The sequence below is a fragment of the Nonomuraea sp. B5E05 genome (assembly GCF_039880665.1).
Lineage (GTDB): Bacteria > Actinomycetota > Actinomycetes > Streptosporangiales > Streptosporangiaceae > Nonomuraea.
This window is the reverse complement of record NZ_JBDPMJ010000017.1, coordinates 52,550-67,553: the sequence shown is the minus strand read 5'-3', so window position 1 is coordinate 67,553 and position 15,004 is coordinate 52,550. Positions and strand designations below refer to the sequence as shown.

The 15,004-nt window shown below is 72.9% G+C and carries 14 protein-coding genes; 9 read left to right on the top strand and 5 right to left on the bottom strand.

Going from position 1 to position 15,004, the window contains the following annotated elements; translation table 11 throughout:
• Window positions 1-34 precede the first annotated feature (34 nt).
• On the top strand, window positions 35-271 hold the full coding sequence (locus ABGB01_RS28565; protein ID WP_347776612.1) for a muconolactone Delta-isomerase family protein: 237 nt from the start codon (window positions 35-37) through the stop codon (window positions 269-271).
• A 210-nt stretch (window positions 272-481) separates the two neighbouring features.
• The gene (locus ABGB01_RS28560; protein ID WP_347776611.1) at window positions 482-877 is read left to right on the top strand and encodes a hypothetical protein; all 396 of its coding nucleotides are present in this window, start codon (window positions 482-484) and stop codon (window positions 875-877) included.
• Between the two features lie 227 nt (window positions 878-1,104).
• On the opposite strand, the gene ABGB01_RS28555 is transcribed toward ABGB01_RS28560, so the two are convergent.
• The gene (locus ABGB01_RS28555) at window positions 1,105-1,608 is read right to left on the bottom strand and encodes a hypothetical protein (RefSeq protein ID WP_347776610.1); all 504 of its coding nucleotides are present in this window, start codon (window positions 1,606-1,608) and stop codon (window positions 1,105-1,107) included.
• A gap of 356 nt (window positions 1,609-1,964) precedes the next feature.
• Between ABGB01_RS28555 and ABGB01_RS28550 the strand changes: the two genes are divergently transcribed.
• Complete coding sequence (locus tag ABGB01_RS28550) at window positions 1,965-4,082, top strand: SpoIIE family protein phosphatase (RefSeq protein ID WP_347776609.1); 2,118 nt, start codon at window positions 1,965-1,967, stop codon at window positions 4,080-4,082.
• 67 nt (window positions 4,083-4,149) lie between these two features.
• Window positions 4,150-4,599: a hypothetical protein gene (locus ABGB01_RS28545; RefSeq protein ID WP_347776608.1), complete on the top strand. Its 450-nt coding sequence runs from the start codon at window positions 4,150-4,152 to the stop codon at window positions 4,597-4,599.
• A gap of 24 nt (window positions 4,600-4,623) precedes the next feature.
• Here the strand turns inward: ABGB01_RS28545 and ABGB01_RS28540 are convergent, their stop codons facing one another.
• Complete coding sequence (locus ABGB01_RS28540; RefSeq protein ID WP_347776607.1) at window positions 4,624-5,544, bottom strand: LysR family transcriptional regulator; 921 nt, start codon at window positions 5,542-5,544, stop codon at window positions 4,624-4,626.
• Window positions 5,545-5,638: 94 nt separating this feature from the next.
• Here ABGB01_RS28540 and ABGB01_RS28535 point away from each other — a divergent pair, with 94 nt between their 5' ends.
• Window positions 5,639-6,463: an isocitrate lyase/phosphoenolpyruvate mutase family protein gene (locus tag ABGB01_RS28535; RefSeq protein WP_347776606.1), complete on the top strand. Its 825-nt coding sequence runs from the start codon at window positions 5,639-5,641 to the stop codon at window positions 6,461-6,463.
• Between the two features lie 70 nt (window positions 6,464-6,533).
• The gene (locus ABGB01_RS28530; RefSeq protein WP_347776605.1) at window positions 6,534-7,442 is read left to right on the top strand and encodes an aldo/keto reductase; all 909 of its coding nucleotides are present in this window, start codon (window positions 6,534-6,536) and stop codon (window positions 7,440-7,442) included.
• 6 nt (window positions 7,443-7,448) lie between these two features.
• Here ABGB01_RS28530 and ABGB01_RS28525 read toward each other — a convergent pair whose 3' ends face one another.
• Window positions 7,449-9,284 (bottom strand): cytochrome c oxidase assembly protein, encoded by a 1,836-nt coding sequence (locus ABGB01_RS28525; protein ID WP_347776604.1) that lies wholly within the window; start codon window positions 9,282-9,284, stop codon window positions 7,449-7,451.
• 211 nt (window positions 9,285-9,495) lie between these two features.
• On the opposite strand from ABGB01_RS28525, the gene ABGB01_RS28520 reads away from it, so the two are divergent.
• From ABGB01_RS28520 to ABGB01_RS28510, 3 genes are all read left to right on the top strand, one after another.
• Window positions 9,496-10,611, top strand: coding sequence for an acyltransferase (locus ABGB01_RS28520; RefSeq protein WP_347776603.1), 1,116 nt, complete (start codon window positions 9,496-9,498; stop codon window positions 10,609-10,611).
• 65 nt (window positions 10,612-10,676) lie between these two features.
• Window positions 10,677-11,546, top strand: coding sequence for an aldo/keto reductase (locus ABGB01_RS28515; protein ID WP_347776602.1), 870 nt, complete (start codon window positions 10,677-10,679; stop codon window positions 11,544-11,546).
• 90 nt (window positions 11,547-11,636) lie between these two features.
• Complete coding sequence (locus ABGB01_RS28510; RefSeq protein ID WP_347776601.1) at window positions 11,637-12,608, top strand: NAD(P)-dependent alcohol dehydrogenase; 972 nt, start codon at window positions 11,637-11,639, stop codon at window positions 12,606-12,608.
• A gap of 77 nt (window positions 12,609-12,685) precedes the next feature.
• Here ABGB01_RS28510 and ABGB01_RS28505 read toward each other — a convergent pair whose 3' ends face one another.
• Both ABGB01_RS28505 and ABGB01_RS28500 read right to left on the bottom strand, forming a co-directional pair.
• On the bottom strand, window positions 12,686-13,570 hold the full coding sequence (locus ABGB01_RS28505; RefSeq protein WP_347776600.1) for an aldehyde dehydrogenase family protein: 885 nt from the start codon (window positions 13,568-13,570) through the stop codon (window positions 12,686-12,688).
• A complete protein-coding gene (locus ABGB01_RS28500; RefSeq protein WP_347776599.1) occupies window positions 13,563-14,996 on the bottom strand; it encodes an aldehyde dehydrogenase family protein in 1,434 nt (477 codons plus the stop codon). The genes ABGB01_RS28505 and ABGB01_RS28500 overlap by 8 nt, the downstream gene beginning before the upstream one ends.
• Window positions 14,997-15,004: the final 8 nt, after the last annotated feature.

Below are 15,004 nucleotides of genomic sequence, written 5' to 3'. Positions count from 1 at the left end.
TGGGATCCCGCCGCCACCTCGGACATTTGTCGCGGTGAGACCGGTTCCGATGCCCGACCACACGCGCTCATGCGTCCGGTTCTACTGGTGGGCCAGGACGTCGCCGCCCCGTCGACAGGAGAGCCATGGCGGCCTCTACGAGGCCGGCGACCCCGCCGAGCTGCACGACGCGCTGGCATCGCTGCCCATGTGGAAGTGGATGGACGTGACCGTCGAGGCCCTGGCCACCCACCCGCAGGAGCAGAAGGAGTCTCGCGGCTCAGGAAAGTGACACGAGTCATCCTGCTCCTGGCATAGAGCACCCGGGCCGTCCGCCGGACCGGCCAAGTGTTGGCCAAGCCCTATCGGGAGCGTGCCGACCTGCGGGACTTCTCCCCCATGGGCGGTCACAGTGGGTGAGTTCACGCCTTTCTTCCCGGAGCGGAACCAACACCCACGACACGGCGAGCGCTCCGGGCTCTTGCGGACAAGGGAGTCAGACATGCTCGAGCGCGTCCTCACCGCGACCGTGGCGACCGTGGCGACCGCGGCGACACTCGCTCTGGCCGCCGCCCCCGCCCTGGCGGGGGACGGGCCCCGGGTGGCCACCTACGACGCGCGCGAAGGCTCCGTCCTCGTGGACGCCGACCGCAAGCGGATCACCGTGTGCGACAAGGTCCGCGACGACACCTCCATCAGGGCCGAGTACACCACCACCCGCGACCAGGAGTGGACCGCCCAGGCGCCCCAGGGCGGCTGCCGCACCCGCCGCACCTGGCTCAGCAGGATCACCGGCTTCCGCTTCTGCACCGGCCACATCAACCTGGGCCGCATCGCGTGGGACGGCTGCCGCCACCGCGTCAGGACCCCCGAGCCCAGATGGCGCAGGCACTACTGAGCCCTCGCGGGCTCGACGCGGGCAGGTAGGAGCACCGTCCTTGGTCCGCGCCCCCACGGTGCCGGCGGCGCGACCCGAAGGTCCTGCCTCCCGCTTCGGCGAGCCGGCCAGGACGATCCCCGGCATCACCGGCGGGTCTCCGCACCGCCCGCCTGCGCGAGCCGGTGGCGGCGCGGAGTGCCGGCACCCCGTGTTTCTCGTGGCCGGCCACGAGAAACACCGTGTCATCAGGTCGGGAAGTCCTTCGGGTTGACCGAGCGCGTCCTGGCGTTGCCGCCCCTGACCTGGTTGAGCGTCAGGCTCCAGCCGTTGGTGGAGGTGAACCTCAGCCGCTGGTCGAACCGCTGGTAGGAGGCGTTCCTGGTGAACTTGCGCTTCTTGGTGTCGAACCGGTAGCCGGTGGTGAAGTAGACCCGGTAGGTGCCGCTCCTGATGTCGTTGATGCTCGCGGACGACCGCGCGCGGACGTAGATGCTCACCGCCTTGGTCCTGCCCTTGACCAGGGTGACGACGCCGTCCTTCGAGGTGCCGTTCCTGATCTTCAGCCGTCCGCCGCCACCGGTGTAGCGGTCATAAATGATCTTTCCGTTACGCGGGCGCGCGGCGGCGGTCGAGGCGGCCGCCTGCGACACCGAGACGACCGCCTGCCCGCCGGTCGCCGCGGCCGCCCCTGCGGTGGGCGCGGCCAGCATGCCGCCGGCCAGCGCGACTGCGACAACACCGGCGCGCAAAGGGGTTCCTTCGAGTAGTCGCTTCACGGTGAACATCTCCCTGGGGGTGTGTGATCATGCCAAATGTAGAGAAACGCAGCATGATCGGCCACCTAGTAGATACCAGGATGGACAGGGCGGCCATCGCCGAACCACAGGAGTCTTCGGGTGTTCACCCGTACGTCATCCGAAGGTCTGTCGCATTTGTTAGGTGCCGTCCGGAACGCCCAAGTTTCTGCAAGCTTGTCATCAGAACCCGGTAATGCGGGTTCTTGATCTGAAGGAGGGGCACTTACCGTTGGCCTATGGCTGGTCATGGGAGCGCAGCACCGTCGTCGCCACGAGCCGGAGCGAGGTAGGCCGTGCAGGACGGCGTCGTGAGCGCTGCCGCGCACCATGCCTTCGAAGTGGACGAGGTGCTGGCGCGGGCCGTGCGCGACACAGGGGCGCACATCGGCGCGGTCTACCTGCTGGCCGACGACGGCCAAGTGCTGCTCATGGAGGCGGAGACCGGGCTGCCCGCCCAGATCGTCAAGCCATGGACGCGGGTGCGGGTGAGCGCGGGCGTCCCGGTGTCGGCCTCCGTACGCGAGCGCCGGCTCGTCTGGGTGCCGGGCTACCAGGAGCTCGCCCACCGTTACCCGGCGACGGCGATCGCGCTGCCGTACCCGTTCGCCGCGGTCGCCACCCCGATCCAGTCGAACGGGGCCGTGTGGGGCTCCCTGGTCCTGATGTGGCCGCCGTCGCACCCGCCCGACCTCGCCCCTCACGAGCGGGACACCATCGACGACGCCACCCGCAGGCTCGGCGACCTCATGGGCCAGGCGGCGCGCGACGGGCGCCCGCCGCGCGCCGGGGACGAGCCGCGCGTCCTCGCCCCCGCGTGGGCCGGGGTGCCGGACGTGCACCATGCCCTGGCCTCGGCCGGCTATCTGGACCGGCTCCGCGACGGCTGCGTGGGCCTCGACCTGGAGGGCCGGCTCACCTTCGTCGGCGCGGGGGCGGCCGGCCTGCTCGGCGAAGACCTGGCGGGCAAGGTGGGCGAGCGGCTCTGGGAGGCGGCGGCGTGGCTGAAGGACCCGCTGTTCGAGGACCGCTGCCGCGCGGCGGCCGTCAGCCAGGAGGCCACGTCCTGCCTCGTCCGGGGCCCGGCCGGCCGGCCCCTGCACATCAGCCTGCATCCGGACCCGTCCGGCCTCAGCCTGTACGTCACCCAGGCGGCGGCCGACCGATCGGCGCGGCGGCAGGACGCGCCCGGCGCCGGCGGCGTCAGCCTGCCCCGCGCGGACGTCTTCTACAACCTGCTCCATCTCGCGGCGGCGCTGAGCCGGACCCTCGACGTGCAGGAGATCGTCGACATGGTCGCCGACCACGTCATGCCGGTGTTCGACGCGCGGGCGCTGGCGATCATGGTGGCCGAGGGCGGGAGGCTGAAGGTCGTCGGCTCGCACGGCTACGATCCCGGCGTCGCCGAACGTTTCAACCGCCGGTCGCTGACCTCGGCCGCCCCCTCGCAGGACGTCCTGCGCACCGGGGAGCCCGCCTTCTTCTCCGATGTGGATGAGTTGCGCCGGAAATATCCGCGAGCCGAGGTCAGTGACGGGATGGCCGCCTGGGCGTTCCTGCCGCTGCGCACCTCCGAGACCGTCGCCGGCTTGTGCCTGCTCTCGTTCGACGAGCCCTACCCGTTCACTGACGAGACGCGGGCCAGCCTCACCGCGATGGCCGGGCTCATCGCCCAGGCCCTGGACCGGGCCCTGCTCTACGACGCCAAGGACCGGCTCGCCCACACCCTCCAGACCTCGCTCCTCCCCCGCAGGCTGCCCAAGATCGACGGGCTGGACGTGGCCGCCCGCTACGTGCCCGCCACCCGCGGCGTGGAGATCGGCGGCGACTTCTACGACCTGATCCGTCTGGGCGACACCAAGGCCGCGGCGATCATCGGGGACGTCCAGGGCCACAACGTGACGGCCGCCGCGCTCATGGGGCAGGTCAGGACCGCCATCCACGCCTACGCGGCCGCGGGAGCGAGCCCGGGCGACGTGCTCAAGCTCACCAACAGCCTGCTCATGGACCTGGACCCCGACCTGTTCACCAGCTGCCTGCTCATCTACTTCGACCTGCGGCTGCGCACGCTGTGGGCCGCCAGCGCGGGGCACCCGCCGCCCCTGCTGCGCCCGCCGGGCCAGCCCGCCGAGGTCGTCGACGTGCCCGCCGGCATCCTGCTCGGCGTCCAGGCCGACGCCGAATATCCCACCGTCCAGGTGCCGTTCCCGCCGGGCGCCGTCCTCGCCCTCTACACCGACGGCCTCGTCGAGACCCCCGGCGGCGACCTGGGCCAGGCCATCGGCGAGCTCGCGGAACACTTCGGCCGCGCCGCGGGCGAGCCCGTCCACCAGCTCAGCGACACGCTGCTCAACCACGCCCCGCACACCAGCCAGCGCGCCGACGACATCGCGCTCCTCCTCGTGGAGCACCGCGCGCCCCCGGGCTGACCCGTTTCGTTCCCGCCGCACGGGGCAGGGGCGAGGCCGCCTGAGGCGGACCGAGGAGGTGTGACCCATGGCGAAGATCTGGCGAGGACGCCCCGCGGCCGGCGGGGACCGCGGCCGGCCGGGCGTCCACGGCGCACCGCACACGGCCGGCAGCCGGTCCCCGGGCACTCCCAAGCCGGACGAGGGGCCCACGTACGGGCGGGGAACCGGCGGCCGGCCCCTGTGGAGCGAGCGCGACCGCGACGCCGAACGCATCCGCGCGCTCCTGCGCCGGTCAGGGTGCGCCGCGACGGGCGGCGCCGACGGGTTCGCCGTCGAGGGCGGGCACGACGGCGTCTTCCTGGTCACCTTCGCCGAGCGGCACGTGCCTGCCGGGAGCGGGCTGGGCGCCTGCGTGCGCGCGCTGGTCCGGGCCGGCATGTCGGTGGAGCGGCAGCCGGGCGACGGGCGCGCGCTCCGCGTCGGAACCCGCGGCGCGCTCCCGGCCGCGATGAGAGCCCGCCGCCCGCGCTCCTGACGGCGGGCCGCCAGAGGCAGGTGGTCAGTCCAGCAGCTGGGGCGTGTGGTCCTTCAGCACCTGCAGGAACGCCGCCGCCGGCCCGCTCCGGTAGCCGCGCCGCCTGCGGATGACGACCACGGGCAGCGCGGCGTCCAGGTCCGCCACCTCGACCGCCCGCAGGCTGCCGATCCGCAGCTCCTCCCGGACGCTGCTGATGGGCATGAGGGCGACGCCGAGACCGGCCTGCACCAGGCGCTTCTGCGCGGTGAGGCTGTCGACCCTGGTGATCGGGGCGCCCACCAGCCCCGACGCGGGCAAGCGGTGGTCGAGGAGGTGGCCGAAGGAGTCGGGCTGGCCCCGCTCGGGCGGGAAGCCCAGCCAGCGCTCGCCCTCGAACGCCCGCAGGTCCGGCAGGCGGCGGGCGGTGACCGGATGCGCGGCGGGCACGACGACCAGGAGTTTCTCGACGCCGAGCGGGATCGACTCCAGCTTGGGGTCGGCGTCGGGGAAATAGCGCAGGCCGAGAGACGCCTCGCCGCCGCGGACGAGCGCGCTCACCTCGCGGCTCGTCGCGGTGCGCAGCTCGACCGAGGCCTCGGGGAACCTCGACTCGAACGTGCGCAGCGCGTCGACGATGTGCGAGTCGGCCAGGGTGCCGACGATGGCCAGGCTGAGGGTCTGGGCGCCGCCGGGCCGCTCGGCCGCGTCGCGTACGGCACGCTCTCCGTCGCGCATCGCCGCCAGGGCGGCCTCCGCGTACGGCAGGAGCGCCCGGCCCGCGTCGGTGAGCGCCACCCGGCGGCCGGTCCGCTCGAACAGGGCGGCGCCCAGCGACTGCTCCAGCTCGCGGATGCGGCGGCTGATGGCGGGCTGCGACCGGTTGAGCTTCCTGGACGCCTCCGTGAACCCGCCCAGCTCGGCGATGGCGGCGAACGCCTCGATCTCCTCGACTGTCACATCCATCAGTATTCCTGATAGTCCGCATCCTTACCATGCATTTGACTGATCTATCGACGAGAGGCGAGAGTGAACGCGTAACCGCAGATGGGAGAGCACCATGACCGACCAGACGGCCCGCGCGACACGATTCCGGGCCCTCCACGAAGGCCCCGGGCCGCTCCTGCTCCCCAACCCGTGGGACGCCGGCACGGCCCGGCTGCTGGCGTCCCTGGGCTTCGACGCGCTCGCCACCACCAGCCTCGGCGTGGCCAACCAGGCCGGCCGCACCCGGGCCACCCGGCAGGACGTCCTCGACAACTGCCGCGTCCTCAGCGAGGCGACCCCGCTGCCCGTCAACGCCGACCTGGAGAACGGCTTCGCCGACGACCCCGCCGAAGCCGCCAAGATGATCGCGGACGCGTGCGCGTGCGGCGTGGCCGGCGCGTCCATCGAGGACGCCACCGGTGACCGCCGGACACCGATCTACGACTTCGGGCTCGCCGTCGAGCGCGTGCGGGCGGCCGTCGAGGTCACGCGCGGGCTTCCCGTCCCGCTCGTCCTGACCGCCAGGGCGGAAGGCCTGCTGTACGACGCCGGCGACCTCGGCGACGCCATCATGCGCCTCCAGGCGTTCGAGGAGGCGGGCGCCGACGTCCTCTACGCGCCGGGGTTGCGCACGCTCGACGAGATGCGGGCGGTCGTCTCCTCCGTCGGCCGGCCGGTCAACGTGGTGATGGGCTTCGCCGACCCGGCGATCACGCTGGAGCAGCTCGCCGAGATCGGGGTGCGGAGGGTGAGCATCGGGGGCGCGCTCTCCCGGTTCGCACTCGGCTCGTTCCTCGACGCCGCCAAGCAGATGCGCGACGGCCGGTTCGGGTTCGTCGCCGACGTGCCCCCGATGTCCGAGCCGTACCGCGCGTTCAAGCCGTACTCCACCCCCTGAGGGCCGCCTCGACGGCCCATGGCATGATCGGCGGCAGGACCTTCGCCGAGCGCGTGACAAGGAGCGGGACATGACGGATCAGCAGGGCCGCCGGGTGCCCGGCCTCGACGGGCCCCTCCAGCCGCTGACCGTCGGCACGTCGGGGCTCGGCGCGAACCCCGGCGACGAGGCGCTGGCCGAGAAGATGGTGTCGGGCCGCTTCCGCCAGCTGGACACCTCCAACAACTACGCCGGCGGGCGCTCGGAGGCGCTGATCGGCGCCGCGCTCAAGCAGGCGTCCGACGGCGTGACGGTCTTCTCCAAGGCCGACCGCGACACCGGCACGGGCGTGTTCGACGGTGACCGGGTCATGCGGTCCTGGGAGGAGACGATCTCCCGCCTCGGCGTCGAGACGTTGCCGATCTACCACCTGCACGACCCGATGACCATCACGGTCAGCGAGGCGATGGCCCGCGGCGGCGCCGTGCCCGCCCTGGTGGCGCTGCGCGAGCAGGGGCTCGTCGGCGCGATCGGCATCGCCGTCGGCGGCGGCACCATGGTGGAGGACTACATCCGCACCGGCGCGTTCGACGCGGTGCTCACCCACAACCGCTACACCCTGGTCGACCGGCGCGCCGAGGAGATCCTGCGGCTCGCCACGGAAAGGGACATGACGGTCTTCAACGCCGCTCCCTTCGGCGGCGGCATCCTGGGCGGCTCGCCGCGGCACGCCGCACGGTACGGTTACCGGCGGATCTCCCCCGAGTTCGCGGCGCACGTCGAGCGGCTCAAGGCGCTGTGCGAGCGGTGGGGCATCACGCTCGCGGCGGCGGCCCTGCACTTCTCCCTCGCCGAGCCGCGCATCCACTCCACGGTCGTCGGCGTCACCTCGGCCGAACGCCTGGCCCAGCTGGAGAGCCTCGCCGACACCGTGATCCCCGACGGGTTCTGGGCGGACCTGGCGGCGCTCGGCTCCCCGCCTCCCTCGCCGATCGACTGACGAACGTCAGCCGGCGCGCGGCTCCGTGACCCTCGGGCGGGCCCGCACCCGCGCCGCCTGCCGTTCCAGGGCCAGCCGCACGGCCAGCGGCGCGAAGGCCAGCAGCGGCACGATCAGGTGGACGGCCCCGGCCAGGCGCTGGTCGGCCTCCGGCACGCCGGCCGGGGCCACCTGCAGGAACCAGGCGGCCGCGACGCGGGGCCCGGCCAGCAGGTACACGCCGAGGGCCAGGTGCACCGCGGCGGCCACCGCCAGCAGCCGGGCCCGCGCGGCCCACGGGAACGGCCGCGGCAGCGGGTCGGCGCCCGCCAGCACCCACGACACGGCCAGCCCGAGGCCGAGGAACAACGCCTCGGTGGCCAGGTGGGAGCCGTAGGTGGACAACGACCAGGGCAGCCACGCGGTCCCGTACAGCAGCAGGAACAGCACCGGGTAGGCGGTCAGCAGGAGGGCCGGCCGGGTGATCCGCCGGCCGAAGGCGCGCGAGCCGAGGTGGCCGTACTGGGAGGAGGCGGTCGTGGCCCGGCCCGCCAGGGTGACGGGGGCGCCCAGGCAGAGCAGCAGCGGAGCGATGACGGTGAGCGTGACGTGCTGCAGGGCGTACACGGACGCCATCGCCCGTGCGTAGCCGCCGACCCCGCCGACCAGCACCAGCGCGACCAGTGCCAGACCGGCGTGCCAGGCGATGGCCCGGCCCGCCGGCCACGCGGCCGTCCTGCGCATGCCCGCGAGATAGCCGGCGGCGGGCAGAGCGAGGAGCAGCAGGACCAGCGGATCCAGCCGCGCCTCGGTGACCAGCGCGCCCGGGGTGAACGGCGCGAGCGTGAACTCCAGCATGCCGTGCGCCACGTGGCCGCCGTCGCCGCCCGCGGGCGGTGGAGTGCGGGACAGGCCGACGGCCAGGCCCATCGCCGCCGCCATCACGGCCGCCTCGCCCACCGCCAGCCGGACGAAGGTGCGCCGCACCCCGCGATCCGCCACGCCGGTGACGGTGCGGCGGCGATGGTTCCAGCCGAACCATCCGAGGACCGCCAGCACGGCGACCTTTCCGAGCAGGAGCAGGCCGTACGTGCTCTGCCACAGGTCGGACGGCGTCCCCAGCCGCACCCATCCGCCGGCCAGCCCCGAGCAGGCCACCGCGACGAAGCAGCACAGCGCGATCGTGCTGAACCGGGGCAGCACCACGTCCAGATCGCCGGACCGGCGGAAGTGCACGAGCACCGCGCACAGGCCGCCCGCCCACACCGACACGCCCACCAGGTGCGCCATCAGCGCGGAGATCGCGATGTCGTGGTCGGCCGCCGAGGAGGCGTGGCCCACGTACGCGGGCGGCAGCAGCGCGCCCACGGCCGGCACCAGCGGGATCCACCGGGGCAGGCGCGGCACGAGCGTGGCCAGCGCCACCACGAACGTCGCGGCCACCACGACCAGCAGCGCCTGGGTCTGAGGGAGCGACGTGCCGTAGCCGAGGAGGTGCGTGGCGGCGACGACCCGCGCCGGAGGCAGGGCGAAGAAGGTCGACAGGGTCAGCACGTAGCCGGCGAGGGAGGCGAACGCCCAGCCGAGCGCCCACCAGCCGGCCGCGCGCACGCATCGCGCCGACTCCGGCGAGCCCGCGGGGGCCAGGACGCCCGCGGCCAGCAGGGTGCCGACGCACGCCACTGCGCACAGATCGTGCCCCAACCGCACCAGCGGCAGACCCCATTCGGCCAGCGGCCCCGCGGAGGGCAGCCCGGCGATCTCCGGCGTGCCCGCGCCGCCGCCGAACCAGAGGACGGCGACCAGCACCACGACGCCCACGCCGACGACGACACCGGCATGGACTCGCGCGGAAGCCCTCATAGCCACCCCGCAACGTCCGTCGGGACCACACGGGCGAGGACGCCGGCGGTCCCGGCGACCGTGGTGCGTGGCCCACATGCTCCCACAGCGGACGACCCGTGACCATGCTGGCGGCAACGCACATTTGGAGGTACGCACGGCCCGGCACGACGGTTCAGCGCCATCCTCACCAAAGGCGGCAAATAGTCACTTATGACCTAGAATCCGTCAGATGTTCGCGGCCCCCCACCGGCTGGCCTGGCTGGACGCCCTGCGGGGGCCGGCAGCGCTGGCCGTCGCCATGCACCACGCCGGCTGGACCTACATCCCCGCCGCCTGGGCGGAAGTGGACCGCCTGATCGATTTCGGCACGTGGGGCGTGTTCGTGTTCTTCCTGGTCAGCGGGTACATCATCCCCGCCTCCCTGGAGCGGCGCGGGGACCTGCGCGCCTTCTGGGCCGGCCGGGCCTTCCGCCTCCTCCCACTGCTGCTGGCCGCGTGCGGCCTCGTGCTCCTGCTCGCCTGCGCCGGCCTGCTCGCCCTCGAACCGGGACTCGACCGGCGGCCTCTGGCGTTGGTCCTGCTGGGCAACCTGACGATGCTGCAGGAGCTGCTCAACCTGCCCGCCGTCATCGGCGTGATGTGGACGCTCTCGTACGAGATGGCGTTCTACCTGATGTGCGTCGCGCTGTTCACGGTCCGGCAGGCGCACCGGTCGGCCGGGCTCGCCGCCGGCCTGGCGCTGCTGGCCGTACCCCTGGGACTGCTGCTGCCGAAAGCCTCGATCAACGGCGCCGCCGACCTGGCGGCAGCGCTGCTCGGCCTCGCGGTCGTCGCCGCCATCGCGGCGACCGCCTTCTGCCGGGGCCGGGCCCGGGCCGTCGCCGCGGGCGCCGGCGGCCTGCTCGGGCTGGCGCTCGTGATCCTCGGCAGCCGGGGCGGCACCTGGCAGGGCGTGATCATCCTGGCGTCGATGTTCGCGGGCACGGCGGTGTACCGGGCCGAGCGCGGCACGATCTCCTGGCGTGCCGCCGCCCTCGCCACGGCGGCGGTGCTGACATGCGGGATCCCCGCCAAGGACGATCCCGCCTGGGCGACGGCGCTCGTGCTGGCCTTCGGCACCTTCGCGCTCGGGCTCGCGCTGCGCGGGCGGGCGTTCCCCCGCTGGCTGCCGCAGCTCGGCGTGATCAGCTTCTCCCTCTACCTGCTGCACCCGATCCTGCTGCACGTGATCCCGGACCTGGCGCTGTACTTCCTCGTCCTGATCCCGCTCAGCCTCCTGACCCACCGTCTCATCGAGGCCCCCGCCCAGCGCCTCGGCAGACGTCTGACCACCGCCCGCCCGTGACCCCGGGGGCACACGGGGCGCCTGGGAATTGACCTGGAGTGCACTCCAGCCGACAGGGTGTACTCATGCGCAATTCCCGCACAACACGCGCCATCGGCCAGCGCCACGTCTCAGCCATCGGGCTCGGCGCCATGCCCATGTCGGTGGCCGGGCACATGCCCGACGAGGCCCAGTCGATCCGTACCATCCTCGCGGCCCTGGACGCCGGCATCACGCTGATCGACACGGCGGATGCCTACACCCCTTCGCACGACGACGTCGGCCACAACGAACGCCTGGTCGCCAAGGCCCTGGGCCTGTGGGCGGGCGACGCCGGCACCGTGCTCGTCGCCACCAAGGGCGGGTGCACCCGCACGCCGGACGGCGGCTGGGGCAGGGACGGCCGCCCGTCGCACCTCAAGCAGGCCTGCGACCGCTCGCTCAAGGCCCTCGGCGTCGACAGCATCGGCCTCTACCAGCACCACCGGCCCGACACGACGGTCCCGTACGAGGAGACCATGGGCGCGCTGAAGGACCTGCTCGACGCCGGCAAGATCCAGATGGCGGGCATCTCGAACGCCGATCCGCAGCAGATCAGGCTCGCCCACGACATCCTGGGCGACGGCCTGGTCAGCGTGCAGAACGAGTACTCGCCCCGGTTCCGCTCCAGCGAGCCCGAGATCGGCGTCTGCGCCGAGCTGGGCCTGGCCTTCCTGCCCTGGTCTCCGCTGGGCGGCATCGGGCGCACCGGCGAGCTGAGCGAGCGGTACGCCGCCTTCTCCGAGATCGCGAAGGACCACGGCGTCTCCCCGCACCAGGTCTGCCTGGCCTGGGAACTCGCCCGCAGCCCCGTGGTCATCCCCATTCCCGGTGCCAGCCGCCCGGAAAGCATTCTCGACTCGATCGCGGCCGTGGATCTGGAGCTCAGCGCGGAGGAGCTGGCCCGCCTCGGCTGAGGCACCCGGCGGGCGCTCGCCGTGAACCGGGGCGGCGCCCGCCCCCGTTCACGGCGAGCGCCCGCGCCTGACGGTGGCTACAATCCAGCTATGAAAGCCGCGGTGCGATTACGGTACGGCTCGCCCGACGTGGTCGGCGTGACCGAGGTGGAAAGACCCGCGGTCAAGCCGGACGAGCTGCTCGTCAGGGTTCACGCGACCACGGTCAATCGCACCGACTGCGCGTTACGCGCCGCCAAGCCGTTCCTCTGGAGATTTTTCGCGGGTTTCTTCCGGCCCAGGCTGCGCATTCTCGGCAACGAGTTCGCTGGGGAGATAGCGGCCGTCGGCGACGAGGTCACCGCTTTCCAGGTCGGCGAGCGGGTGTTCGGCTACAACGACGCCACGTTCGGCGCTCACGCCGAGTACATGACCATCTCCGCGGACGGCACGCTCGCCACCATCCCCGACGGCCTGGGCTATGACGAGGCCGCCCCCAGCACCGAGGGCTCGCACTACGCGCTGTCCATCATCACGGCCGCGCAGGTCGGGGAGGGCCACGACGTCCTGGTCTACGGCGCGACCGGGGCCATCGGCTCGGCCGCGGTCCAGCTGCTGAAGGCTCGCGGGGCCGTGGTGACGGCGGTCTGCGACACGGGGACCATGGAGCTGGTACGCGGTCTGGGCGCCGACCGGGTCATCGACCGCACCGCCGTCGACTTCACCCGCGACACGGAGAAATACGACGTCGTCATCGACGCGGTCGGCAAGAGCACGTTCGGCCGCTGCCGCCGGCTGCTGAAACCGCGTGGCGTCTACGCCGCCTCCGACGTCGGCCCGATGTGGCAGAACGTGTTCCTCCCGCTCGTCACCCGGCCGCTCGGCGGCAGGAAAGTGCTCATGCCGCTGCCGAGAAACGACCGGGAAACGGCCCTGTATTTCCGCGACCTGATCGAGTCCGGCCGTTTCACGCCGGTCATCGACCGGCGATATCCGCTGGCCGACATCGTCGAGGCGCACCGTTATGTCGACTCCGGCCGGAAGATCGGCAACGTCGTGATCATCATCGACCATTCCAGCTGACCGCCGCCCCGGACCGGGCTCCTCTCGGAGCCCGGCCGGTGCCGCCGAAGGGCGGGCGCTCACCCGAGCCGGGTGCGTCAGAGGCCCATCGGGTGCCAGACGGTCTTCGTCTCCACGAAGGGCCGGATGCGGGCCACACCGGGATCGGCGGCGGACCAGTCGTCGTGGCGGCCAGGCCGTACGACCCGCTTGAGCGTGCCCGCCGCCAGTTCCTCCAGCTCGGCGGCCAGACCGCCCGCCCCGGCCAGGTCCAGGGCGTTCACGTCGGCGTGCCCGGCCAGCGGCGGCGCCAGCTCGCCGAGCCGGCCGGTCAGGACGTTGACGACGCCGCCCGGCAGGTCGGAGGTGGCCAGCGCCTCGGCGAGCGTGACGGCGGGCAGCGGGGCCCGCTCGCTCGCCACCAGCACCGCCGTGTTGCCCGCGGTGATCATCGGCGCGAGCACCGCGACCAGGCCGAGCAGCGGGGAGCCGTCGGGCGCGAGGACGCCCACGACCCCGGCCGGCTCGGGCTGGGAGTGGTTGAAGTAGGGGCCCGACACCGGGTTGGCCGCCCCGAGGACCTGGCCGAGCTTGTCGGCCCAGCCGGCGTAGTAGACCCAGCGGTCGATCGCGGCGGACACCACCCCCTGGGCCCGCGCCTCGCTCATGCCCTGGGCGGCGGCCACCTCAGCGGCGAACTGCGCGCGCCGCCCCTCCATCATCTCGGCGATCCGGTAGAGGATCTGGCCTCGGTTGTAGGCGGTGCGGCCCGACCAGCCGGGAAAGGCCTTGCGCGCCGCCACGACGGCGTCGCGCACGTCCTTGCGCGACGCCAGGGCCGCGTTGGCGAGGTGGACTCCGCTGGAGGATGTCACCGGGTACGACCTGCCTGATTCCGAACGCGGGAACGCCCCGCCGAGGTAGAGCTTGTACGTCCTGCGCACGGCCACGCGGGCCGGCGCGGAAGCGGTCCTGTCAGCCAAGGTATGCCTCCAGCCCGTGCCGGCCGCCCTCGCGGCCGTAACCGGACTCCTTGTAGCCGCCGAACGGGCTGGCGGGATCGAACACGTTGAAGGTGTTGGACCACACGACGCCGGCGCGCAGCCGGCTCGCGGTCCACAACATGCGGGAGCCCTTCTCCGTCCACACCCCGGCGGACAGCCCGTACGGTGTGTTGTTCGCCTTGGCGACGGCCTCCTCGGGGGTGCGGAAGGTGAGCACCGACAACACCGGGCCGAAGATCTCCTCGCGGGCGATCCTGTGCGCCTGCGTGACGCCGGTGAACACGGTGGGCGGGAACCAGTAGCCGCGCTCCGGGATCGGGCACGCGGGCGACCAGCCGCTCGCGCCCTCCGCCTCGCCGGCGGCGGCCAGGTCGCGGATCCTGGCGAGCTGCGCGGCCGAGTTGATCGCGCCGATGTCGGTGTTCTTGTCCAGCGGGTCGCCGAGCCGCAGCCGCTCGATCCTGGCCCGCAGCCTGGCCAGCAGTTCCTCGGCGATCGACTCCTGGACCAGCAGGCGGGAGCCCGCGCAGCACACGTGGCCCTGGTTGAAGAAGATCCCGGAGACGATGCCCTCCACGGCCTGGTCGATCGCCGCGTCGTCGTACACGATGTTGGCGCCCTTGCCGCCCAGCTCCAGGGTGAGCCGCTTGGACGTGCCGGCCACGGCGCGGGCGATCTCCTTGCCGACGCCGGTCGAGCCGGTGAAGGCCACCTTGTCCGCGTCCGGGTGGGCGACCACGGCGCGGCCGGTGCCGCCCGCGCCGGTCACGATGTTGACCACGCCGGGCGGCAGCTCCGCCTCCTGGCAGATCTCCGCGAACGCCAGCGCGGTCAGCGGGGTGGTCTCGGCGGGCTTGAGCACCACCGTGTTGCCGGTCGCCAGCGCGGGCGCGACCTTCCACGCGAGCATCAGCAGCGGGAAGTTCCACGGGATGACCTGCGCGGCCACGCCGAGCGGGCGCGGCGAGGGGCCGAGCCCGGCGTGCGCGAGCTTGTCCGCCCAGCCCGCGTGGTAGAAGAAGTGCGCCGCGACCAGGGGAAGGTCGACGTCGCGGGTCTCCTTGACGGGCTTGCCGTTGTCGAGCGATTCGAGCACGGCCAGCTCGCGGGCGCGTTCCTGGATGATGCGCGCGATCCTGAACAGATATTTGCCGCGTTCCGCGCCGGGCAGCGGCGACCACACCCGTTCGTAGGCCCGGCGGGCGGCGGCGAAGGCGCGGTCCACGTCGGCGTCGGACGCCGCGGCCACCTCGGCGAGCGGCTCCTCGTCGGCGGGGTTGACCGTCACGATCCGCTCGTCGCTCTTGGCCTCGGTGAACTCGCCGTCGATGAACAGGTCGTACGCCGGCCGGATCGTCACGATCGACCGTGATTCCGGCGCGGGCGCGTAGTCGAAGATCTCCACGGGTCCCC

Excerpts from the sequence above, each read along its gene's own strand:
- ABGB01_RS28560 (WP_347776611.1), top strand. The coding sequence starts at position 482 with ATGCTCGAGCGCGTCCTCACCGCGACCGTGGCGACCGTGGCGACCGCG.
- ABGB01_RS28545 (WP_347776608.1), top strand. The coding sequence starts at position 4,150 with ATGGCGAAGATCTGGCGAGGACGCCCCGCGGCCGGCGGGGACCGCGGC.
- ABGB01_RS28540 (WP_347776607.1), bottom strand. The coding sequence starts at position 5,544 with ATGGATGTGACAGTCGAGGAGATCGAGGCGTTCGCCGCCATCGCCGAG.
- ABGB01_RS28535 (WP_347776606.1), top strand. The coding sequence starts at position 5,639 with ATGACCGACCAGACGGCCCGCGCGACACGATTCCGGGCCCTCCACGAA.
- ABGB01_RS28530 (WP_347776605.1), top strand. The coding sequence starts at position 6,534 with ATGACGGATCAGCAGGGCCGCCGGGTGCCCGGCCTCGACGGGCCCCTC.
- ABGB01_RS28525 (WP_347776604.1), bottom strand. The coding sequence starts at position 9,284 with ATGAGGGCTTCCGCGCGAGTCCATGCCGGTGTCGTCGTCGGCGTGGGC.
- ABGB01_RS28520 (WP_347776603.1), top strand. The coding sequence starts at position 9,496 with ATGTTCGCGGCCCCCCACCGGCTGGCCTGGCTGGACGCCCTGCGGGGG.
- ABGB01_RS28515 (WP_347776602.1), top strand. The coding sequence starts at position 10,677 with ATGCGCAATTCCCGCACAACACGCGCCATCGGCCAGCGCCACGTCTCA.
- ABGB01_RS28510 (WP_347776601.1), top strand. The coding sequence starts at position 11,637 with ATGAAAGCCGCGGTGCGATTACGGTACGGCTCGCCCGACGTGGTCGGC.